Here is a 23,184-nt window from a genome sequence, read left to right on the forward strand (position 1 = left end):
AGATACTTTTATATTTAGAATGAAACAATGTAAACCGGATTTTGTCCCTGCATCAGGTGATAAGGTCCGGCCTTTTTTGCGCTGCTGACCTGAATTTGAATGATCTCCGGTTCAGGCAGGGCCATTTCTTTTTGCAGGGCCATGATCTGGCCGATGGTTTCCAGAGTGATGGCTGTTATGACGACTCGAATTTCTGGGTTTCGGCTGTATAACAGCTGCAGAATCTCTTTCAGGTGTCCGGCACTGCCGCCGATGAAGGCGTGGGTGGCTGCCGGCAGTGCGTCAAGACTTTCCGGAGCGGTGCCGCCGACAATGGTAAGGTTGTCCGCCTGTAATCTCAGACTATTTTCTTTGATCAAATCCAGACCATCGGGATTGCGTTCAATGGCATAAACACGGCCATCAGGAATCTGTTGTGCTGCTTCAATGGCAATGGAGCCGGTTCCGGCGCCGATGTCGAAAAGAATAGCGTTTTTCGTAAGCTTCAGTTTGCTGAGAACAACACTTCGAATCTCTGATTTTGTCATCGGAACCTTTCCTCGGATAAAGGCATCATCAGAAAGTCCATAAGTAACAGGAAGCGGTTCAGCATCCGGGTTTTCAATATAAATCAGGGATAATGCCGAAAATGTCTGTTCCAGAAAATCTGCAGGGCTGCCGCTGATAATCTGTTCATCCGGCTGTTTCAGATCAGCGCCAATATAAAGACGGACATTTGAAAGGCCATAGTCTATCATTTTCTGGGAAATATTCGCAACATCATCCGGTTTGCCCAGCAGAGCCAGAGTTTTGGCGTGACGCCGTACATGGCTTATAACAGAGGCTGTCTGGCCGTGACAACTGATCAGATGAACATCGGACCAGGTTTTGCCAATGGTATTCAGGAAATGGATCGGTGAGGAAATACCGCTGAACGCCTCGATTTTGAAAGGCTGTCCTTCAAGACAGCGTCTTAGACTGGCGGCACCGCTGTAAAAACCGATATCCCCGGAGAATAAAACGGCAAAGTGCTGATATTCCGGGTGAGACAGCATGTAATCTGTAATGGCCGGATAATTATAGGAACAAAAGGTGGGTTTGTGATAATGTTCAGCCATTTGGAGCATCCGTCCTGCACCGATAATGACATCACAGTTTTTTAGTGTGCGATCGGCTTCGAGTGTTAATTGATCCGCACACATACCTGTGCCGATGAGACTGACGGTCTGCTCAGCAGTGGATTCGGATGGGGAAGTGCCGATCCAGTTTGAAAGCCAGTGATAACTTTCAGAGAGCGAGAGACCATTTTCCCGGACAGGATGACCAATGATCAATACAGGGACCTGTGCCTGCGCAGCGGCCTCAAGTTTCTCGTCAAAGCCGCCGGTGCGTCCGCTCTGTTTGGTGACCATATAAAGGGGTGTTTCAGACAAATTGCTGTCAGGATGGTCTTTTTCCCAGAGTCTGCAGATATGCTGAATGGTTGCGGTATTCATGCCGACATCAAAGGGCCCCTGCATACAGAAGATGTGAGAAGCGGGAAGACCAAGAGACATACATGCGGTTAACATTTCAGCGTTTGGCAGAATGCGGACAAAGACACGTTCAGAGGCGTTGTTTATCTTCATAAAATCCGGCAGTGTCTTACTGCCTGTTGTCAGAAAAACAGGACCTTCCTGGTGATTCAGGCAATCCACAGCTTCTGCCGTTGTATCAACAAAAATTTCAGACGGATGGATAGGATTGGAGGAAGTGTCGGCGGATGTTTGGCAGTCCCGGAGAATTCGCAGGTAAGGCACTTGAGTCCTGGTACATGCGCCGGAGATATTGGCAGAGGCCTCTGACGCATAAGGATGGGTAGCGTCCAGTACAAGATCAAAATGCTGCTGCTGAATAAAATCAATCATCTGAGCCTCATTCATTCTATGGGAGGAAACCGTCATGGAAGGGGCCGATGGCAGAAGGCATGCACCGTAGGCTGTCGCCACTGCCGTATGCAGTCGGACTGGCTGATGGATCAGAAATTCAGCCAGAAGTCGACCTTCTGTGGTGCCGGCAAAAAGTAATATATTTTTCATAGTAATCTCCTCGTCAGTGGATATTTTGGAAATCTACATAAAAATCAGTGGATACAAGGCTATCATATCATAGCCGGAAAGCAGTGGCAATTTATTTCCGTGTGCAGGATTCACAATGCAGCTAATTTATAGTAGAATAGGGAGTATGAGTGCCGGTTAGGAGCGGACAGCCGCATGATCGTGTTAGAACCATGATTGTGTTAGAACATAGGATGAGAAGAGAGAAGAGAAAACAGAAGAAAGAAGAAAGGATGGGATGAATAATGGCAGAGATGAAAATGCCGCGGGTGATGATTGCGGCGCCCGGGAGCGGAAGTGGGAAAACGATGATCACCTGCGGACTTTTGGAGCTTTTACGCAGGGCTGGCCGTCCGATATCCTTTAAATGCGGGCCTGATTATATCGATCCCATGTTTCATCGATTTGTCCTGAATATTCCATCCAGAAATCTGGATACCTTTTTTACAGCACCGGATCGGACAAGAAGTCTGATGGGGAAGGCCTGTATGAAAGAGGGGGCGGATCTGGCTGTCATCGAAGGAGTTATGGGATATTATGACGGACTTGGCGGTGTTTCTGTCAGAGGCAGCAGCTATGAACTGTCCGTGCAGACCGGGACTCCGGTGATCCTTGTGGTCAATGGCCGGGGGATGAGTCTTTCAATCGCGGCATTGATCCGGGGATTTATGGACATGTATCCGGATCAGATGATTCGCGGGGTGATTCTGAACCGTGTATCAAAGGGTGTCTGTGAGCGCCTGACACCTATTATTGAAGAAAAACTGGGTATAGCTGTTATTGGGTATGTGCCCGAAACAGAGGTGATCTGTTTTCCAAGCCGCCATCTGGGACTGATGATGCCGGAGGAAATTGTGTCCCTTCGGGAACAAATTCAGAAATTTGCAAGTTTGTTGGAAGAAACATTGGATATTAGAAAGTTAAAGACGATTGCAGAGGCAGCAGAGCCCTTGAATTGGAAGGAAGATCCAATGCATGTTCAGCGGCTGGAAGATGCGGGTTCGGGCAAATTGCGTATTGGTGTGGCCATGGATGCGGCATTTTGCTTTTACTATGAAGATAATCTGGATTTCCTGCGGGAACTTGGTGCAGAGATTGTTTATTTTTCCCCTTTGACAGATGCCGCTCTGCCGGAGAATCTGTCGGGACTCTATATGGGTGGCGGATATCCGGAACTTCACGGAGAGCAGCTGTCACAGAATGCATCTATGAAACAATCTATTCGGGAGGCTGTTGAGGGCGGTATGCCGTGTTTGGCAGAGTGCGGGGCTTTTATGTATCTTCATGAGGCGATGGAAGATGCGGATGGAAGGTTCTGGCCGATGGTGGGACTGGTGCCGGGGAAGGCTGTTAAGAAGGGACGTCTGGTACGTTTTGGTTATGCTGTTCTGACATCTGAAACAGACACGATTCTGGGACCGAAAGGGCTGCAGATGCCGGTACATGAATTTCATTATTGGGATACGACCTGTGAAGAAGGTTGCTTTGAAGCCCATAAGCCGTTGACAGAACGCAGATGGCATTGCATGTATCAGAAGAAACAGCTGCTGGCAGGATTTCCGCATTTTTATTTTCAGGCCGATGAGGAAATGGCCCTTCATTATGCAGAAGCATGCAGAAATTATGCCGATGGTTATTTATGAGAACAGGAAATGAGGAACGAAAAGTGGAAGATATAAAATTTTTAAAAGCACAATTGAATCAACAGTTATTTATGATCAGCCAGCCAAACGAGAAAGTGATGGAAGCGGCATGGCAGCGATGGGACAGCATCGGCAAACCATTAAGAAGTCTTGGGGCACTGGAACGTGCGGTTGTGAAAATGGCAGGTATGGAGAATACGGTGAATGTCAAAATGGACAAACGTGCCATCGTCGTACTGTGCGGCGATCATGGTGTTGTGAAGGAAGGGGTGACCCAGACAGACAGCAGTGTGACAAAGATTGTGGCGGATAATATTGCCTCAGGCAAGGCGAGTATTAACATTATGGCAGGAAAAGCCGGAGCAGATGTATTTCCTGTAGATGTGGGAATGATGGGTGAACATTATCCGAATAAAGAATTTCAACCGATGGTCATGTGTGACCGCAAAGTAGCCCAGGGAACGGGCGATATTGCTGTGGAACCGGCCATGACTCAGGAACAGTGTCTTCGGGCGATTCTGGCAGGCATTGAAGTTGTGGCCGATCTTTCCACACAGGGGTATGAGATGATCGGCATGGGAGAAATGGGGATCGGCAATACCACACCAAGCAGTGCCCTGGTGTCAGTCCTTTTGAATCTTCCGGTGGAGGAAGTGACAGGACGTGGGGCAGGATTGTCGGATGCATCCTACAATAAAAAAGTTGCCGTTATCGAACAGGCGGTGAAGCGTTATTGGAAAGCAACAGAGGATTCTGAAATCCCAGATGGCCCGTTTTTCAAAATAGATGCGGCGGTTGAACTGATGTCACATCTGGGCGGCTATGAAATCGCAGCCATGGCCGGTATGTGTCTGGGCGGTGCTGTCTTTGGTGTACCGATTGTACTGGACGGCTATATTTCCGTGGCAGGTGCCCTGTGTGCTTCTTTGATCAATACAGACTGCACGGCATACCTTCTGGCATCTCACATTTCAGCGGAACCGGCAGCAAGGAAAGTACTGAGAAATCTGCATCTTGAACCGGTGATCCAGGCAGGAATGTGTCTGGGGGAAGGAACCGGTGCGGCTGCAGCCATGGTTTTATATGATATGGGGCTTGCGGTATATCGTCAGATGGAGACTTTTGATGATATTCATGTGGAACCGTATGAAAACTACGCAAAAAGGCAGGCGGATGAGTAAATGATATTACTGGTAACAGGCGGAAGCGCCAGCGGCAAATCAGAATATGCGGAAAACAGAGCGCTGCAGCTGGCCAAAACAGAGCAGAAAAAGCTGATTTATCTGGCGGCAATGAAGCCCTTTGGAGAGGAAGCAGCAAAAAGAATTGAGCGGCACCGGCAATTGAGGGCAGGAAAAGGTTTTGAAACAGTGGAACGTTATACAGATATTGAAGGTCTTTGCAGGGATGAAAGTTTGGAGGCGGAAACTTTCAGACAGAAGGCAAAGGATGCGGTGGTACTGTTGGAATGTATGTCTAATCTGGCGGCCAACGAGATGTTTTCCGGCAGTGACAGCAATGCGGATTGTACCGGAGAGTTCGAGCGTATGGATACCAGCAGAGTCAAAGACAGAATTATGAGAGGTATAGATGCTTTGACTGAAGTGTCTGATCATTTGGTCATTGTCAGCATCAATGTCTTTGACGAGGGCATGCAGCAGTATGATGCATGGACCCGGGCTTATATGCAGTGTCTGGGAGAATTGAATCAGGCATTGACAAGGAAAGCAGATACGGCGGTTGAGGTTGTTTACTCGATCCCTGTTCCTTATAAGGAGGGCGTGACATGCAATCTTTAATTATTGCATTTGCCATGTATTCGAAGATACCAATGCCACGGGCAGACTGGAATGACAAAAATATGCGCTATGCCTTTTGTTGGTTTCCGGTGATCGGTCTGGTGATCGGCCTGGTGGAGCTGGCTGTCTTTTACATTTTGACAAAATGGCAGGCGGGATCTGTTTTCAGAGGCGTTTGCCTGATGGCGGTGCCTTTATTGGTGACAGGCGGCATTCATCTGGATGGATTTATGGATACAACGGATGCCAGAAGTTCTTATGGAGACAGGGAGAAAAAGCTGGCAATTTTAAAGGATTCCCATGTGGGGGCCTTTGCGGTGATCGGTTGCAGCTTTTATCTGATTTTGTCGGCCGGGGCCTGGAGTGAAATAGATACAAAGGGAATTGTTGTGATGGCGATGGCTTTTGTTCTGGAACGGGCATTCAGCGGATTAGCGGCGGTTAACTTCAAAGGCGCACGCAAAGACGGAATGCTGACCGCTTTCAGAGAACCGGCCAGGAAAAGGACAGTTACAGTGGTGTTGGCGGCGGAGGCTGTTATTTCGGCGATTGTGATGTGTTATCTCTGGCTTCCGGTGGGACTGTTATGCAGTCTGGGAGCCGTTTTGACATTTGTTTATTATTATAAAATGGCGATGAAGGAATTCGGCGGCACAACCGGAGATCTGGCAGGATGGTTTCTGCAGACCTGTGAACTGGTGATGCTGATGCTGACTGTTGTTGGAAAAATAATTTTGGCATAACATAGTCAATACAAGAGGGGAAAGATATGATATTTGTAACAGGCGGCTGTTTTCAGGGAAAACAGCAGTGGGTGCTTCAAAATTGTCAGGTGCAGCCGTTCCGGGTGGCAGATGGGGCAGTCTGCAGTATGGAAGAAATCAAAAGTGCCGGTGTACTGGATCATTTTCATTTGCTGGTGCGCCGTTGGATGCAGGCAGGCAAAATACCGGCGGATGAGACGGAAAAGATTCTGTCAGATAATCCGGATATTGTGATCATCACGGATGAAATCGGCAGCGGGATTGTGCCTTTGGATGTAAAAGAACGTGAATGGCGGGAAGTACACGGCAGAATCTGCTGTCAGCTGGCAGGAAGAGCCGATGCTGTTTTTCGCGTCATCGCCGGCATCGGGCAAAAAATAAAGTGAGGCAGCAGGGATAAATGAAGATAAAAATATGGCTGATCCGGCATGGCATGACAGCAGGCAATAGGCAGCAGCGCTATGTGGGAACAACAGATGAGCTGCTCTGTGAAGAAGGACGACAGCAAATAATATTGAAAAGGCAGTTGATAAAGTCGGATCAGGATATTCAGAATGTTTATGTCAGTCCGATGCTCAGATGCCGGGAAACGGCCGAAATTCTGTTTCCGGCGGTCAGTCAGATAACAGAAGCGGGTTTTCGGGAGTGCAGTTTCGGAGAATTTGAATACAGAAATTATCAGGAACTCAATGGGCATCCGGATTATCAGGCATGGATAGACAGCGGCGGCACCATTGGTTTCCCCGGCGGTGAAGATCAAAAAGCCTTTTGCGACAGAGTACAGACGGCTTTTGAAGTATGTATCAGGGATGATGTGATGCCAAAAGCTCGTAATTGGGGACAGATATATGCAGGTCAAAATGCCGCAGAAAAAGAATTTACGACAGCCATGGTTGTCCATGGCGGGACCATCATGGCCATTCTTTCTAAATGGGCAATGCCACGTCAGGATTATTTTCATTGGCAGGTCAAAAATGGCTGCGGATATCTGGTTTGTCTGGATACAGATGAATGGCTGGCGGAAAAAGGCACTTTGTCTGTGATTGAGAAGTTTTAAAGGCTGTGGAAAAGGCAGGTTTATAAAGTGAAGATTTGGTAAAAGGAGAAAATGTATGCATGGCATCATTGTTTTGGTGGGAGGTTTTTTGCTGGATTGTCTTTTAGGTGATCCGCATAATCCATGGCATCCCATTTGTCTGATCGGCTATCTGATCAGTTTTCTGGAAAAGAAAATACGGAAACTTTTTCCCAAGCAGCCCAAAGGTGAATTTTACGGTGGACTTGTGATGGTTATTTTAGTTTTATTCATATCTACAGCCGTTCCGATAGTGCTTCTGAAAGCTGCGAAGTGGATACATCCGTATCTGGCACTTGTGCTTGAAATTATCATGTGTTATCAGCTGTTGGCGGCCCGGTCTTTGAGAGATGAGAGTATGAAGGTGTATCATGCACTTCATCAGCATGATATTGAAGGGGCAAGAAAGGCTGTGTCGATGATCGTCGGCCGGGATACACAGCGGCTGGATGCAGCAGGCATTGCAAAAGCAGCTGTTGAAACAGTCGCTGAGAATGCCTCTGACGGGGTGATCGCACCGATGATTTTTATAGCTATTGGCGGTGTTCCACTCGGCTTTTTCTATAAAGCAGTGAATACAATGGACTCCATGGTGGGGTATAAAAATGAGAAATATCTTTATTTCGGCCGGGCGGCAGCAAAGCTGGATGATGTGATGAATTATGTGCCTTCAAGAATTTCCGGGCTTTTGATGGTTGCATCTGCTGCATTGACCGGCGGTGATGCCAAAAGGGCATGGCACATCTTTTGCCGTGACAGGTATAATCATGCCAGCCCGAATTCTGCGCAGACAGAGGCGGCTTGTGCCGGGGCACTTGGCCTTCAGCTGGCGGGAGACGCATGGTATTTTGGCGAGCGCTATCATAAACCGACGATTGGAGATGCGGTGAGAGAGATTGAAGATGCAGATATCATCAGAGCTGATTGTCTGATGTATGGTGCAGCCGTGTTATGTCTTGTGATCTGTGTGATCATTCGCTATTTGCTGGTGGGATAGTGTACAGCAGGAAGAAGACAGAAACTTTCGGATGAGGTATGAGCGCGTGGATGCAGGCGAAAGATTGATCAGAAAGCCGATAATGGCGACAGGAACAGGAGAAGAAACGATGGCAAAAGTTATCATGGTACAGGGCACCATGTCCAATGCGGGAAAGAGTCTGCTTGTGGCTGGATTATGCCGTATTTTCAGGCAGGACGGATACAGGGTGGCTCCATTTAAATCTCAGAATATGGCCCTGAATTCATTTATCACAACAGAAGGTCTGGAGATGGGAAGAGCCCAGGTGATGCAGGCGGAGGCGGCAGGCATCGAACCGTCGGTCAGGATGAATCCGATTCTTCTGAAACCTACATCAGATGTGGGGTCTCAGGTGATCGTCAATGGTGAAGTGCGTCAGAATATGCGGGCAGCGGAATATTTTAAATATAAAAAGTCACTGATACCGGATATTATGGCGGCGTACAATTCGCTGGCAGCAGAGAATGATATTATAGTGGTGGAAGGTGCGGGAAGTCCGGCAGAGATCAACTTGAAATCCGAGGACATTGTGAATATGGGATTGGCCAAAATGCTGAAAGCACCGGTATTGCTTGCAGGAGATATTGACAGAGGTGGTGTATTTGCACAGCTTGTGGGGACAATGATGCTGCTTGAAAAGGAAGAACAGCAGATGGTCAAAGGCCTGATCATCAATAAATTCCGGGGAGATAAGCGTATTTTGGATCCGGGGATCGAGATGTTGAAAGATTATACGCCAGTGCCGGTTGTAGGGGTTGTACCGTATATGCATGTGGATATTGACGATGAAGACAGCCTGGCAGACCGTCTGGACAAACATACCGAAAAAGGATTGATCGATATAGCGGTGATCCGTGTGCCGAGAATGTCGAATTTTACGGACTTCAATGCACTGGAACGCATGCAGGGCGTAACACTGCGTTATGTGGAAAAGGTGCAGCAGCTCGGCCGTCCGGATCTGATCCTGCTTCCAGGGACCAAGAATACCATGGGGGATCTGAAGTGGCTGCGTATGAACGGTCTGGAGGCTTCGGTTTTGAAATTGGCAGCGGAAGGTACACTGGTGATGGGCATTTGCGGCGGTTATCAGATGCTTGGTCTGACGCTGGAAGACCCGGATGGCGTGGAGGAAGGCGGCAGCATGCGCGGCATGGAATTGCTGCCGGTACATACGGTGTTTGAGAAGGCCAAGACGAGAACCAGAGTTTCCGGAAAGACGGGAACATTACATGGACCGTGGCAGTTGTTATCCGGCACGGCTTTTGAAGGCTATGAGATTCATATGGGTGAGACAACCTATGAACCTGGGGGCACTGTATTTTCTGCAATAGCAGAAACAGTCGGTACGCAGCATGTTGATGAAGCGATGGCTAATGGCTGCCAGTATCAGAATGCGGCCGGCAGCTATGTGCATGGTCTTTTTGACTCTGTGGAGATGCAGAAAGCACTGCTTAGGCTGCTTTGTCAGAAGAAAGGGCTGCCGGAGGAAGCGGTATCCTGGATTGATGAGAAAGTCTATAAAGAGCAGCAGTATGATAAACTGGCAGAAGGACTCAGGGAGAATATGGATATGGCAAAGATTTATCAGATATTGGAGGAGGGACTGGCATGAAGATAGAACTTGAGAATGTATTGCCGGCTGAGATTGAGAAGCGCAGTTTTGAGATCATCACAGAAGAACTGGGAGACCGGGTATTTGATCCGCTTCAGGAGCCGATTATTAAGCGGGCCATTCATACCAGTGCGGATTTTGAATATGCTGATTCGCTGTGCTTTTCTGAGCATGCGGTGGAGAAAGCGTTGGATGCGCTACGCAAAGGGGCTTATATCGTGACTGATACACAGATGGGGAAATCAGGCATCAACAAGAAAGTGATAGCAGAATTTGGCGGCGAGGTCTGCTGTTTTATGTCGGATCCGGATGTGGCAGAGACAGCCAAAAAGAACGGTACAACCCGAGCCGTAGCCAGTATGGAAAAGGCCGCAAAGCTTGACAGGCCGTTGGTTTTTGCCATCGGCAATGCGCCGACAGCCTTGATCCAGCTCTATGAGATGATTCAGGAGGGCCGTATCCGGCCGGAACTGATCATTGGTGTGCCTGTGGGCTTTGTCAATGTGGTACAGGCCAAAGAACTGATTATGACGGCGGGGGTACCGTATATTGTTGCAAGGGGCAGAAAGGGCGGAAGCAATATTGCCGCCGCCATCTGCAATGCGCTTTTATATATGCTGGACAGTTCCAGAGGACAGCGCTAAAAGAATAAAAATCAATCGTAAGGGGTCGCTTTTGGCGGCCTCTTTTCTTCGAGGAAACTGCCACGCATGACGGCCTTGCTGCCATATTTCTGCCGGATGCTGTCCAGGGCCTGATCCAGCTTTTCCTGCTTGTCATTCCGGACATAATCAAAGAGATTCATCTGACGAACCTGGCAGTCACTGAGCTTGGAAGTACGGATGCCGAGAAGCCGCACGGGGGTACCGTTCCAGAGTTCATGAAAAAGCTGCCCGGCAGCTTCATAGATGACCTGCGTGGCCTGGGAAGGTGAGAGAAGCTGCATTTGATGAGAAACATTCTCAAATGTGTTGTAGCGGATTTCAACGCTGACCATACCGGCCAGAAAACCGGCTTTGCGCAGTCGGCCGGCAACGGATTCTGACAGTTCCAGCAGCACTTTGCGGGCGGCTTCTTCTGTGGTCACGTCTGCTGACAGGGTTGTGGAATTGCCGATGCCTTTGTTGGAGGTATCCGTTTTGGTCCGCTCGTCAATGTGGACAGATTCGATACCGTTGGCGTATTCCCAGATGGTACGGCCATGACTTTTCAGATGGGCTTCTATGAGTGCCGGATCCATTTTGGCCAGATCGCCGATGGTTTTGATACCCAGCAGTTCCAGTTTTGCAGCGGAAGCGTGGCCGACCATGAAGAGATCCCTGACTGGAAGAGGCCACATTTTCACCGGGACTTCTTCGGGGAAAAGGGTGTGAACTTTGTCCGGTTTTTCAAAATCAGAAGCCATCTTTGCCAGCAGGCGGTTGGTGGAGATGCCGATATTCACAGTGAAGCCCAATCTGTCACGAATTGTATCTTTGATCATATGGGCTGCCCTGACAGGGTCACCGTTATCTCCGGGGATCGGGACATATTCGGCAAAACATTCATCAATACTGTACTGACTGATGGCGGAAGTATAATGATGCAGCAGATCAAGCAGCTGACGGCTGCACTGGCTGTAGTAATGATGTTCCGGCGGTACAATGGTCAGATTGGCACATTTTCTCAGGGCATCGGTGATTGGTTCTCCGGTGCGGATGCCGTATCTGGCTGCAGCTATGGATTTGGCCAGGACAACGCCATGCCGTTTGGACATATCACCGCCTACAATGGCCGGAATCTTCCGGAGATCTGTTTCACTGCCGTCACGGAGCAGTTTGATGGCTGTCCAGCTTAAATAGGCGCTGTTCACATCTATATGAAAAATAATTTTTTTCATGATAATTTTCACCTTTTTCCACAATTATAGAGTATGTTATACGTAAGATATAAGATGCTTTTGATAAAGTTGATATTTATCTTTATTATATAGGAATAAAGATTGTCCGTCCACGACATTTTTACGTTGAGATTTTGTACGGCCGGTGTTAGAATGGTGGTTGTTGTAATAGATGCTGTATACACATGCATGCATCGAATTTGAATTTTATAGACTGGGAGAAAGACTTTAATGAAAAATATTGTTTTTATAGGTATGCCGGGGGCTGGAAAGAGTACCATCGGCGTGGTAATCGCCAAGATTTTCGGATACGATTTTGTGGATTCGGATCTTCTGATCCAGAATCAGGAGGGAGATATTCTGGAACATTTGATTGAGAAGCATGGAATTGAAGGCTTTTTACAGATTGAAAACCAGGTGAACAGAGATATTAATGTGAAGAAAACGGTTATTTCAACAGGAGGCAGTGTCTGCTATTGCGATGAGGCCCTGAAACATATGTCAGAGCATGGCGTTATTGTTTATATCAAAACAGATTATGAATCATTGCATCAGCGCTTGGGCGACCTTCATCAGAGAGGTGTTGTGATTCGAAACGGATCGACACTTTTGGATTTATATAATGAAAGAACGCCTCTTTATGAGAAGTATGCAGATGTCGTTGCAGATGTCAGCGGATGTCGGATTGAAAAGGCCATTGATAAGATAAAAAATTTACTGAAAGCCTGTGCCAAATTATATGAAGAATAGAATATCAAAAAAGAGACATAACAGTTACAGAAAGAGGGAGAGAAATTTCAGAGATTGGCCAAAGAATCCGCATTTTTACGGTGCGCTGGCGATGCTTCTGCCGTTGACGGCGATAATGATCGCTTATATTGCCATGGGCGTTTTCCCTTTCGGCAATCAGGCAACGATGATTATTGACTCTTATCATCAGTATGTACCGTTTTTCTCTGAATTTCATGATAAGATCTGGCATGGTGAAAGTTTCCTTTATTCATGGCACGGCAGTCTGGGATTTAATTTTATAGCGGTTCAGGCTTATTATCTGGCAAGTCCGCTGAATTTTCTGATTGCCTTGTTCCCGGCCTCGATGATGATAGAGGCCTTTGAGACGCTGATCGTGCTGAAGATCTGTCTGTCAGGATGGACGGCTTATCGCTATCTGCGGAGAAGAACCGGAAGAAATGATTATTCGACGGTTGTGTTTGCATCGTTTTATGCCCTTGGTGGATTCAGCATCGCTTATAACTGGAATGTGATGTGGCTGGACAGCATTGTCCTGTTTCCGATCATTCTTATGGGTGTTGAGAAGCTGATCAATGACAGAGACGGTCGGATGTATGCAGTCAGTATGGGACTTGCTATTTTCTGCAATTACTATATGGCCATTATGATCTGCATTTTTGTTGTTTTGTACTTTTTTGTTATCTGGTTTTCCAGAAAGCGAGAAGGCATCAGACAGTTTCTCAGAAGCGGTATTCATTTTGTGCTGTGCTCTGTGTTGGCAGGCGGAATGGCGGCCATTTATCTGTTTCCGACGTATTATACATTGATCAACAGTTCCCAGGGATCGGCCCCGACAAGCTTTAAGATCTACAGGAATTTCCTGGAGATTTTTCGTCAGCAGTTTGCACTGGTTGAACCGACGCAGCTGACAGGGGCGCCGAATATATACTGTGGCGTTCTGCTTGTGATGCTGGTTGTTTTTTATGCGGTTTCCAAAACGATTCCATTAAGGGAAAAGATCGGACGTCTTTTTGTAACAGGATTTGTTCTGGTGAGTCTGAATATTAATGTGCTTGATTATGTATGGCACGGATTCCATTTCCCGAATAACCTGCCCGGCAGATTCTCTTTTATTTATATTTTCATGGTGGTTGTTATGGCCTACGATGCATGGCAGTCACTGCGGCTGACGAATAAGAAGGTTTTCCTTGGGATTTTTGCGGCAGAAGCGGTGCTATTTGGTGTATGTCTCTGGTATCCGAAGGATCGTCTGCCCCTTTACAGTATGATTGTGACAGGGGTGCTGATGGCACTTTACATGATCCTGCTGATCGCCCATCGGAGCCATGCTTCATTGACGATTAAAGGCATTAAGGTCCTGCCAAAGTATCTGTGTCTGATGGTACTGACAGTGGAAGTGGCGGGCAATGCTATTTTTGGCCTGTGTATGAACGGAACCACTAACCGGACGAACTATACAGAGGACAGGCAGGAGGTTGCAGATATCCGCAGCCGCTACGAGGCAAAAGATACTTTTTACAGAATGGAACTGGAACAGATCAGAGGCAGGGATGATGTCACATGGCATCATCTGAATGGTCTTTCATTCTTCTCATCAACAGCGGATGATCGTGAGGAGAAGTTGATGGGAGCTCTCGGTTTTTACAACAGCGGCAATAAATACAGCTATAAAGGGGCAACGCCTCTGACAGATGCGATGTTTGGTATCCGTTATATTATCAGCAATGATGAAATATGGGCGTCGAATCTGTCATTATGTGAGCAGACAGAGAATAAGTATATTTATGAGAACCAACAGAATCTTACTCTTGGTTACATGGTGAATCCGGGGGTTACCCAGTGGAAGATCGTGGAAGGGGATCCTTTTGTCACTCAGAATGATTTTGTGAGAATGGCAACGGATACTCAGGGAGCGATGTTTATCCCGCTTGAAACAGGAGAGCTGCAGGTGACAGATGGCATGCTGACCAGTACCGGTGAGGATAAATATTATTATGAGCGGCATGGCAGCGGCGGAAGCCTGACCTGGCAGCTGACTTTCACGGAGCAGCAGGATGTGTATATTTATTTTGAGGCCAGTCATTGTGAGAAGCTGAAGGTGACGATTGACGGAAAGACGGAGACCTATTCTGATAAGCGGGGACATATTGTGCATCTTGGGCAGTGTGATGCAGGGAAGGTTGTGACATTGGATTTTCCGATGGACAGCGAATATGAAACAGGCAACGTGAAACTGCAGATGTATGCCCTCAATCAGGATATTTTCGATTCAGCCTATGCCCAGCTGGCGGATGAACAGCTGCAGGTGACAAATTACGACAGCACCCACGTCAACGGACATATTCAGGTGAATCAGGATGGTATGATGCTGCTGTCGATTCCTTATGACGAAGGCTGGCATATCTATGTGGATGGTGAAGAAACAGAGATACAGCCGGTGGGTGAAGCGATGACAGGATGCTGGATGACAGCAGGCGAACATCAGATTACGATGCGGTACACACCACAGGGATTTGTGGAAGGAGCCGCGATCAGTGTTATTTCACTACTGATACTTGTGTTGGGAATTGCTGGAAAAGCAGGTCTTTTCAGCAGACATCATAGGAAAATGTAACAAATTCTTAACAAATTTTTATAAAAAGATAAAAAGCGATTTACAAACAGAGAGTTTGTGATATAATCATTTTGAGGAAAAATCAGTATAGGGATTTTTTGTCGATTTTTATAGGAATAATAGTTGATCAGCGAGTGATGTATTGCATGATTCGCTGATTTTCGGATATTGAATCAGATAGATGAGAACAACGCAATATAATTTGAGGTGCAATATGGAACAGTATTTAATAAAAGGCGGGAATCCGTTGGTTGGCGAAGTAGAGATTGGCGGAGCAAAGAATTCGGCCCTTGGTATTTTGGCAGCAGCGATCATGTGTGATGAGACTGTGACAATTCGGAACTTGCCGGATGTGAATGATATCAATGTTTTCCTGAATGCGGTTATATCCATTGGTGCGGAAGTCCGTTATCCGAATCCGAAGGATCGTCATACAGTTACAATTAACGGCTGTGGTATTCGTACACACGAAGTAGACAATGACTATATCAGAAAGATCAGAGCGTCCTATTATCTGATTGGCGCTCTTCTCGGCAAGTACAGGGAAGCCGGTGTGGCGCTGCCTGGCGGATGCAATATCGGCAGCAGACCGATCGACCAGCATCAGAAGGGATTCAAGGCACTGGGTGCGAAGGTATGGATTGACAGAGGCATGATCTTTACTTCTGCTGATGAGTTAAACGGCAAGCATATTTATCTTGACGTGGTCAGTGTGGGGGCAACCATCAATATTATGCTGGCAGCATCCAGAGCCAAAGGCATGACCATCATTGAGAATGCAGCGAAGGAACCGCATGTTGTTGATGTGGCGCAGTTCCTGAATCAGATGGGGGCCAACATCAAGGGTGCCGGAACAGATATGATCAAGATTATCGGCGTAGATCGTTTCAGAGCAGCTGATCATGAGATTATCCCGGATCAGATCGAAGCGGGTACATTTATGTGTGCAGCTGTTGCAACAAAGGGTGATGTGACGATCAAGCATGTTATTCCGAAGCATCTGGAATCTATCTCAGCGAAGCTGATCGAGATGGGGGCAGAGATTGAAGAACTGGATGATGCCGTACGTGTTGTAGCGACCAAGAGACTCAGCCCGACAACGGTGAAGACAATGCCTTATCCGGGATTCCCGACAGATATGCAGTCTCAGATTGCGGTATGTCTTTCTCTTGCTGACGGCACAAGCCTTGTTACAGAGAAGATTTTCGAGAACAGATTTAAGTATACAGACGAGCTGACCAAGATGGGTGCCAATATCAAGGTTGAAGGCAATACAGCTTTCATTACAGGTGTTGATAAGTATACAGGTGCAGTTGTTGTTGCACCGGATCTTCGGGCAGGTGCAGCACTTGTTATTGCCGGACTGGCAGCAGAAGGCTGTACATGCGTTGAGCAAATTCAGTATATCCAGAGAGGTTATGAGAACTTTGAAGAGAAGATCCGAAGCCTGGGCGGTATTATTGAACGCGTGGACGTAGAAGACCGTACAGATCGTGACCGTATGATGCGCAAGATGAGTCTTGCAGCTTATTAATTATTACTGAATGAGTGGGAATCTCTCATTGTCGTATGGATGACAATGAGGGATTTTTTCTGTAGAAGAGGGATTGGGCTACAAATCGTTGGAATTGTAGTGCTGCATCGCTTGACTTTAAACTTATTTTCATGTATGCTATGTAAGCAATCAACACATTAAATAGTCAACTGATTAATTAAATAGTAGTTTTCTCTTATTCAGAGCAATGGAGACCAAGGATCTGTGATATTGCGGCAACCCCCATGAGGAAGGTGCCAACCTGAGCGAGTAACATCGAACAATAAGAGGATTTGATCGTATCAAGTCCGCTTTGAGCGGATTTTTTTTTGCCATGGACAGCAGTGTTTGGTGCCAAGGGCAGAACCAATGACGATTAAATAGCAATAAGAGAAATAGTAACTGTGAAGAGAATGTGCAGTTATGAGAGATACTAATTCGACAAGGAGGACATAATGGAAAAGTTATTATTCACATCTGAATCTGTAACAGAAGGCCATCCGGATAAGATTTGTGACCAGATTTCCGATGCAATTCTTGATGCAATGTTAGAGCAGGATCCAATGAGCCGTGTCGCATGTGAGACATGTACAACAACAGGTCTTGTTATGGTTATGGGTGAGATCACCAGCAATGCGAAGGTAGATATTCAGAACATTGTCAGAGACACAGTCAGAGAAATTGGTTATACAAGAGGTAAATACGGCTTTGATGCTGACACATGTGCAGTTATGGTGGCACTTGACAAACAGTCTACAGATATTGCCATGGGTGTTGATAAGGCCCTTGAAGCCAAAGAGCATACCATGTCTGAAGAAGAAATCGCAGCTATCGGTGCTGGTGACCAGGGTATGATGTTTGGTTTTGCAACCAATGAAACAGAAGAATATATGCCATATCCGATCGCACTGGCTCACAAGCTGGCGCGTCAGCTGACAAAGGTTCGTAAAGATGGTACACTGCCTTACCTCAGACCGGACGGCAAGACACAGGTTACGGTTGAATATGATGAGAAAGGCAAGGCGGTTCGTCTGGATGCTGTTGTCCTTTCAACACAGCATGATCCTGAAGTAACACAGGAACAGATTCATGAAGATATCAAGAAATATGTTTTTGATGTAATTCTTCCAGCAGAGATGGTCGATGAGCATACAAAGTTCTTCATCAACCCAACAGGCCGTTTTGTTATCGGCGGACCTCACGGTGACAGTGGTCTGACAGGCCGTAAGATCATTGTAGATACATACGGTGGTTACGCTCGCCACGGCGGCGGTGCTTTCTCGGGTAAGGACTGCACAAAGGTTGACCGTTCTGCTGCTTACGCTGCACGTTATGTTGCCAAGAACCTGGTAGCAGCAGGTATTGCAGATAAGTGTGAGATTCAGTTATCTTATGCCATCGGTGTAGCGAATCCGACATCGATTATGGTTGATACGTTTGGCACAGGCAAGTTATCCAACAGCCGTATTGTTGAGATTATCAGAGACAACTTTGACCTTCGTCCGGCAGGCATCATCCGTATGCTTGATCTGAGAAGACCAATTTATAAACAGACAGCCGCTTATGGTCATTTTGGCCGCAACGATCTGGATCTGCCTTGGGAGAAACTGGACAAGGTAGATACATTAAAGGCTTATCTTTAGGTTACGCGAATAATGAAGCAGGCCCATGTATGGGCTGACGTATACAAACGCAGACTATTTTCGATGATGAAAATAGTTCTGCGTTTATCTTTATCTCTTTTTCATAAAAAATTTTATTATCTTTTACAATTCCTTTTCACGATTATGATATAATGAGCGTTAGAGAGCGGGAGCAAGCAATGCTTGTTCATCGCGAACGGCGAATGGCGATCATGATAGCTGCGTATGCAGCGTCAAGCACCAAAGGTGCGAATCATGATATAATGAGCGTTAGAGAGCGGGAGCAAGCAATGCTTGTTCATCGCGAACGGCGAATGGCGATCATGATAGCTGCGTATGCAGCGTCAAGCACCAAAGGTGCGAATCATGATATAATAAGTTGAATGTTTAAAATCGGTGGTGATTTTTTGAAATTATTAACAAGAATAAAGATATCTTATTTTCTGGCTTTTATCTGTCCGGTTGTATTGATTCTGGCGACCGTAGTCGGTGTGATGAAGATGGGACTGAACTCTATGGAGCAGAAGTATGATCTGGATCAGTCCAGTTACGAAATGATCCTGGATCCCATGAGCATGCTGGGGCATATGACAGCATCCACGGTGGAGGAATTGGAACAGGTGACGAAGGAGGATCCGGATAAGCTGTTGGATCAGGTTTATCTGAAGAAATTGAATGAGAGACTTTCCAATCATTCTTCTTATCTGCTGGTGAAGAAGGACTGGCAGAATATTTATTCAGGACTTCCAAAGGAAGGAAATTATAAAGATGACCTGAATTATTCTCCAAAGGATGGCAAGGATGAGAGCCTTTATGTTATGGATGAGCAGCCTTATCATATTCAGCAGACGAATTTCACATTTTCTGATGGATCAGTCGGACAAGTATTAATATATACCAATGTGGCGCAGATTGTACCGCAGATCAAGAAACTGGTGGCGCAGATTATTATAACGTCACTGCTGATCTTATTTGCAGGAAGTTTTATTGCCATGTTCTGGCTGTATAAGAGTATTGTGCATCCTCTGAACAAATTGAAGACGGCGGCTGAGAATATCAAGGACGGCAATCTGAATTTCAGTGTGGCGGCTGAGACGGACGATGAGATCGGTGAGGTTTGTGTTGCTTTTGAGGAGATGCGTCTGAAGCTGAAGGGTCAGATTGAACGCAATATTCAGTATGAGAAGGAGAGCAAGGAGCTTATCAGCAATATTTCCCATGACTTGAAGACACCGATGACGGCCATCAAGGGTTACATAGAGGGTATCATGGATGGTGTTGCGGATACCGAAGAGAAGAGGAATCGTTATATCCGCACGATTTATAATAAAGTCAATGATATGAACAGTCTGATTGAAGAATTGTTCCTTTATGCCAAACTGGACAGCAATTCCGTTACCTATTCCTTTGCAAAGGTGAATGTGGATGCTTATTTCCAGGATTGTGTGGAGGAAATCAGCCTTGATCTGGAATCCCAGGGGGTTGATTTTGGCTATTTTAACTATGCGGACAGGGATACCGTGATCATTGCGGATCCGGAACAGTTAAAGCGTGTAGTGAACAACATTATCGGTAATTCCGTGAAGTATGCATCGCCGGATCGTAAACTGATGATCAGCCTGCGTATTATGGAAGAATCAGAATTTGTCAAGATAGAAATCGAAGACAACGGCAAGGGCATTGCGCGAAACGAAGTGCCGCTGATATTTGACAGATGTTATCGTACGGATGCATCCAGGAACTCTTCCAAAGGCGGAAGCGGTCTGGGGCTGTCCATCGCCAAGAAGATTATTGAGGAGCATGGCGGTAAGATCTGGGCAGTCAGTACGGAGGGTGTCGGGACGACGATGTGTTTTGTTTTAAGAAAGTATAAGGAGAATAATGTATATGAGTAAGATTTTGATTGTAGAAGATGAAGTGGCAATTGCAGAGCTTGAGAAGGATTATCTGGAGCTCAGTGGTTTTGATGTGGTGATGCAGCATACCGGTGATGCCGGACTCAAAGCGGCTTTGAATGAAGATTTTAATCTGATCATTTTGGATCTGATGCTTCCGAATGTGGATGGTTTTGAAATCTGCAAGAAGGTCCGTGAGAAGAAGAATACGCCGATCATCATGGTATCTGCCAAGAAGGAAGATATCGATAAGATCCGTGGTCTGGGTCTGGGGGCTGATGATTATATGACAAAGCCTTTCAGTCCGAGTGAGCTGGTAGCCCGTGTGAAAGCTCATCTGGCCCGATATGAACGTCTGGTGGGCAGCGGTGTGAAAGCCAATGAGATTATTGAGATCCGCGGTATCAAGATTGATAAAACAGCCCGCCGTGTTTATGTCAATGGTGAGGAGAAAGCCTTTACCACCAAGGAATTTGACCTTTTGACCTTCCTGGCGGAGAATCCGAACCATGTATTCACCAAGGAGGAATTGTTTAATAAGATCTGGGATATGGAATCTATTGGTGATATCGCAACGGTAACGGTACATATCAAGAAAATCCGTGAGAAGATTGAGTTTAATACATCGAAGCCGCAGTATATCGAGACGATTTGGGGCGTGGGATACCGCTTTAAGGTTTAAAATGGGGATAGAGTGCGGCTCTAAAGGGTTATGATAAAAGGAATCGAAGGGGCCATTCGACACAGGCACACTCGCGTTGCCTAATGCTGGCAGCAGTACATAAGATGCTAAAAAACAGCATCTAAGTACTGGCCGCATTAGAAGCACCTGTGTTGAATGGCTCCTTTCGATTCCTTTTTTGGCAAATTTTTGAGCCGCACTTTTATTGCAGTTGAAGATGGCTGTAAAGCGGGTATCCCTTTGGATAGGAGGAAGAAGGAGTTCGGAAGGTATCGAGGAAATCCCGTTGGTAGTGTAAAATGGTTGCAGAACAAAAAGCGTGAAATTGTTTTAAACAATTAATATAAATAGTGTAACGAATGGTGTTTTAGGGACATTAATAGATGAAAATAACAGTTAGGAAAGGAGGCGGGCCGTGAAGGTTACGGATGAGGTTTACAGGGAGTATTCCCAGATGGTTTATAAGTATCTGTTTTCGTTGACCGGGGATGCACATGTGGCGGAGGAAGTGACTCAGGAGACTTTTTATCAGGCGGTCCGCTGTGCCGGTCGTTTTGACGGAAGCTGCCGTTTCTCTACATGGCTTTGTGCTATTGCGAAGAATCAACTGAACAGTTATAGACGAAAGCATTTTGTGCCATTCGGTGATACAGAGAAAACGGAGGCGTTGGCGAAAACAGGAGCAGGAAAAACGGATGTGACGCCGGAGAAAACAGTGCTTTCAGAGTATGGCCGTGTCGAAATTTTAAGGAAATTGCATCAGTTAGATGCAGCGGTCAGAGAAGTTATGTATCTTAGAATTTTTGGTGATTTATCTTTTGCACAGATTGGAGAAATCACCGGACGGACAGAAAACTGGGCCCGGGTAACTTACTATCGCGGTAAGGAAAAACTAAGAAAGGAGCTGGATGGGAATGAGTGATAAATTGAGATGTGAAATTGTGCAGGACCTTTTGCCGAGTTATGTGGATGGGCTGACCAGCGATGAAACAAATGAAGCCATCAAAGACCATCTGGCGGACTGTGTTTCATGCAGGGATATGTATGAGCGAATGAAAGCGGATGAGACGTCGGCTGAGGAAAATTCAGAGGTGATGGAAAAAGAAAAAAAAGAAATTAATTTTCTGAAAAAAATTAAACAGAAGCATCGGTTGAATCTGGTGCTGGTGGTAGTGATTTTGACAGTCTTTTTTACAGCGGTTTATTATCATCAGACTTATCAGAAGGGGGAAGAAATGTCGGCGGATGAAATAGATTATTCTCTGCAGTGGAACAGCAATGACAGTCAGTTGAATATTCTGGGTAATTTTAAGAATGCTAATCGCGGATATACAAGGTTGATTGGTGAAGAGGACGAGGATGGCATTACCCATTTGAAAATTTATTCATCACCGGTGGGAAGCAGGCATCCGAACCAGTTTGTTGCAGGCTATTCCAAGGTGAATGCAGCTGACCAGGTATGGCTTGGGGATAGAATTATCTGGGATCAGGGAGAGAATATCAGCAAAATGACATCGGATTTGTATCAGGCGAAAACGCCGTATGCAGGAGATGCAGTTGCAGTCAAAACGTTGGCAGATACAGTCGGTGTCGGTAATCATTTTGGCGCATATCACATTTCCTTGGAGACATCTGAAGAACCGTATGATTGTCAGTTTATCATTCAATATCCGATGAAAGGGGAAAAGAAAGAGAAAGCTCTGGAGCAGATGAAAAAAGATGCCTGTGTAATGTTGGCACTGGTAGACAACCTTGGTTCAGTTTCATGGGGATACATGATGACAGCGGAGGATAATAATGGTGTGGAAACATTGCAGATGACAGCGGAGGAAGCATCTGCTTATGTAGGAAAAAATATCAAAACCTGTGGTGAGTCGCCAAAAGCCCTGCAGGAAATGCTGACGCAGCTGGATTTTATCACAGATGAGGGATTCTATGTTGTTTCGGGAACTGAAAGGGATGAAAATTATAATTTTAAAGTTGTGATTTATCATTCTCAACAGGTAGATATGGATGGGCTGGACTGCGGCTTTGGCTTTGAATCCCGTATTGGAACCGTTTGCAGTTCTGTTATGTATTGGGAGCAGGAAGAACATCCTGAACAGACAGTCATTACAGTGAGTCCGGACCGGTTTAACAGGACGCTGACAGATGAAGAAGTTTCAAAACTGACACTCAGTGTTTCTGTAAGGGATACT

Annotated in this window: 19 protein-coding genes and 1 riboswitch; of the genes, 17 read left to right on the plus strand and 2 right to left on the minus strand. The window is 46.3% G+C overall.

The window, feature by feature from the left end:
- Positions 1-14: 14 nt before the first annotated feature.
- Positions 15-2,057 carry a precorrin-6A reductase gene (gene cobK / locus WMO25_RS03480; RefSeq protein ID WP_349084076.1) on the minus strand — a complete coding sequence of 681 codons (2,043 nt, stop codon included), beginning with the start codon at positions 2,055-2,057 and terminating at the stop codon, positions 15-17.
- 263 nt (positions 2,058-2,320) lie between these two features.
- Here cobK and WMO25_RS03485 point away from each other — a divergent pair, with 263 nt between their 5' ends.
- From WMO25_RS03485 to WMO25_RS03525, 9 genes are all read left to right on the plus strand, one after another.
- Positions 2,321-3,718, plus strand: coding sequence for a cobyrinic acid a,c-diamide synthase CobB (locus WMO25_RS03485; RefSeq protein ID WP_349084077.1), 1,398 nt, complete (start codon positions 2,321-2,323; stop codon positions 3,716-3,718).
- The gene (gene cobT / locus WMO25_RS03490; protein ID WP_349084078.1) at positions 3,715-4,899 is read left to right on the plus strand and encodes a nicotinate-nucleotide--dimethylbenzimidazole phosphoribosyltransferase; all 1,185 of its coding nucleotides are present in this window, start codon (positions 3,715-3,717) and stop codon (positions 4,897-4,899) included. The genes WMO25_RS03485 and cobT overlap by 4 nt, the downstream gene beginning before the upstream one ends.
- A complete protein-coding gene (locus tag WMO25_RS03495) occupies positions 4,900-5,517 on the plus strand; it encodes a bifunctional adenosylcobinamide kinase/adenosylcobinamide-phosphate guanylyltransferase (RefSeq protein ID WP_349084079.1) in 618 nt (205 codons plus the stop codon).
- Positions 5,505-6,260 carry an adenosylcobinamide-GDP ribazoletransferase gene (locus tag WMO25_RS03500; protein WP_349084080.1) on the plus strand — a complete coding sequence of 252 codons (756 nt, stop codon included), beginning with the start codon at positions 5,505-5,507 and terminating at the stop codon, positions 6,258-6,260. Before WMO25_RS03495 ends, WMO25_RS03500 begins: the two co-directional genes overlap by 13 nt.
- Positions 6,261-6,286: 26 nt before the next feature.
- Positions 6,287-6,667, plus strand: a complete 381-nt coding sequence (locus WMO25_RS03505; RefSeq protein ID WP_349084082.1) for a bifunctional adenosylcobinamide kinase/adenosylcobinamide-phosphate guanylyltransferase — start codon at positions 6,287-6,289, stop codon at positions 6,665-6,667.
- 14 nt (positions 6,668-6,681) lie between these two features.
- Positions 6,682-7,338 carry a histidine phosphatase family protein gene (locus WMO25_RS03510; protein ID WP_349084083.1) on the plus strand — a complete coding sequence of 219 codons (657 nt, stop codon included), beginning with the start codon at positions 6,682-6,684 and terminating at the stop codon, positions 7,336-7,338.
- A 55-nt stretch (positions 7,339-7,393) separates the two neighbouring features.
- Positions 7,394-8,353, plus strand: a complete 960-nt coding sequence (gene cbiB / locus WMO25_RS03515) for an adenosylcobinamide-phosphate synthase CbiB (RefSeq protein ID WP_349084084.1) — start codon at positions 7,394-7,396, stop codon at positions 8,351-8,353.
- Positions 8,354-8,462: 109 nt separating this feature from the next.
- Positions 8,463-9,986 carry a cobyric acid synthase gene (locus tag WMO25_RS03520; RefSeq protein WP_117540004.1) on the plus strand — a complete coding sequence of 508 codons (1,524 nt, stop codon included), beginning with the start codon at positions 8,463-8,465 and terminating at the stop codon, positions 9,984-9,986.
- Positions 9,983-10,630 (plus strand): precorrin-8X methylmutase, encoded by a 648-nt coding sequence (locus tag WMO25_RS03525; protein ID WP_349084085.1) that lies wholly within the window; start codon positions 9,983-9,985, stop codon positions 10,628-10,630. The genes WMO25_RS03520 and WMO25_RS03525 overlap by 4 nt, the downstream gene beginning before the upstream one ends.
- A gap of 11 nt (positions 10,631-10,641) precedes the next feature.
- On the opposite strand, the gene WMO25_RS03530 is transcribed toward WMO25_RS03525, so the two are convergent.
- Positions 10,642-11,865, minus strand: a complete 1,224-nt coding sequence (locus tag WMO25_RS03530; protein WP_117539885.1) for a Y-family DNA polymerase — start codon at positions 11,863-11,865, stop codon at positions 10,642-10,644.
- 231 nt (positions 11,866-12,096) lie between these two features.
- Between WMO25_RS03530 and WMO25_RS03535 the strand changes: the two genes are divergently transcribed.
- The 8 genes from WMO25_RS03535 to WMO25_RS03570 all read left to right on the plus strand — a co-directional run.
- Positions 12,097-12,615 (plus strand): shikimate kinase, encoded by a 519-nt coding sequence (locus WMO25_RS03535; protein WP_215689659.1) that lies wholly within the window; start codon positions 12,097-12,099, stop codon positions 12,613-12,615.
- Positions 12,605-15,232: a YfhO family protein gene (locus WMO25_RS03540; protein WP_349084088.1), complete on the plus strand. Its 2,628-nt coding sequence runs from the start codon at positions 12,605-12,607 to the stop codon at positions 15,230-15,232. Before WMO25_RS03535 ends, WMO25_RS03540 begins: the two co-directional genes overlap by 11 nt.
- A 214-nt stretch (positions 15,233-15,446) precedes the next feature.
- The gene (gene murA, locus WMO25_RS03545) at positions 15,447-16,766 is read left to right on the plus strand and encodes a UDP-N-acetylglucosamine 1-carboxyvinyltransferase (RefSeq protein WP_015513574.1); all 1,320 of its coding nucleotides are present in this window, start codon (positions 15,447-15,449) and stop codon (positions 16,764-16,766) included.
- A gap of 193 nt (positions 16,767-16,959) precedes the next feature.
- Positions 16,960-17,056: riboswitch (SAM riboswitch) on the plus strand.
- A 165-nt stretch (positions 17,057-17,221) separates the two neighbouring features.
- On the plus strand, positions 17,222-18,409 hold the full coding sequence (gene metK, locus WMO25_RS03550; RefSeq protein ID WP_215689661.1) for a methionine adenosyltransferase: 1,188 nt from the start codon (positions 17,222-17,224) through the stop codon (positions 18,407-18,409).
- 407 nt (positions 18,410-18,816) lie between these two features.
- Positions 18,817-20,304, plus strand: a complete 1,488-nt coding sequence (locus WMO25_RS03555; protein WP_349084089.1) for a sensor histidine kinase — start codon at positions 18,817-18,819, stop codon at positions 20,302-20,304.
- Positions 20,297-20,986 (plus strand): response regulator transcription factor, encoded by a 690-nt coding sequence (locus tag WMO25_RS03560; protein WP_015513575.1) that lies wholly within the window; start codon positions 20,297-20,299, stop codon positions 20,984-20,986. The genes WMO25_RS03555 and WMO25_RS03560 overlap by 8 nt, the downstream gene beginning before the upstream one ends.
- Before the next feature lie 415 nt (positions 20,987-21,401).
- Entirely contained in the window at positions 21,402-21,908 is a 507-nt protein-coding gene (locus WMO25_RS03565; RefSeq protein WP_349084090.1) for an RNA polymerase sigma factor, read from the plus strand.
- On the plus strand, positions 21,901-23,184 hold a 1,284-nt coding region (locus tag WMO25_RS03570), incomplete at its 3' end, for a DUF4825 domain-containing protein (protein ID WP_349084091.1). The genes WMO25_RS03565 and WMO25_RS03570, both read left to right, overlap by 8 nt.

Source organism: Coprococcus intestinihominis (assembly GCF_040096555.1).
GTDB lineage: Bacteria > Bacillota > Clostridia > Lachnospirales > Lachnospiraceae > Coprococcus_A > Coprococcus_A intestinihominis.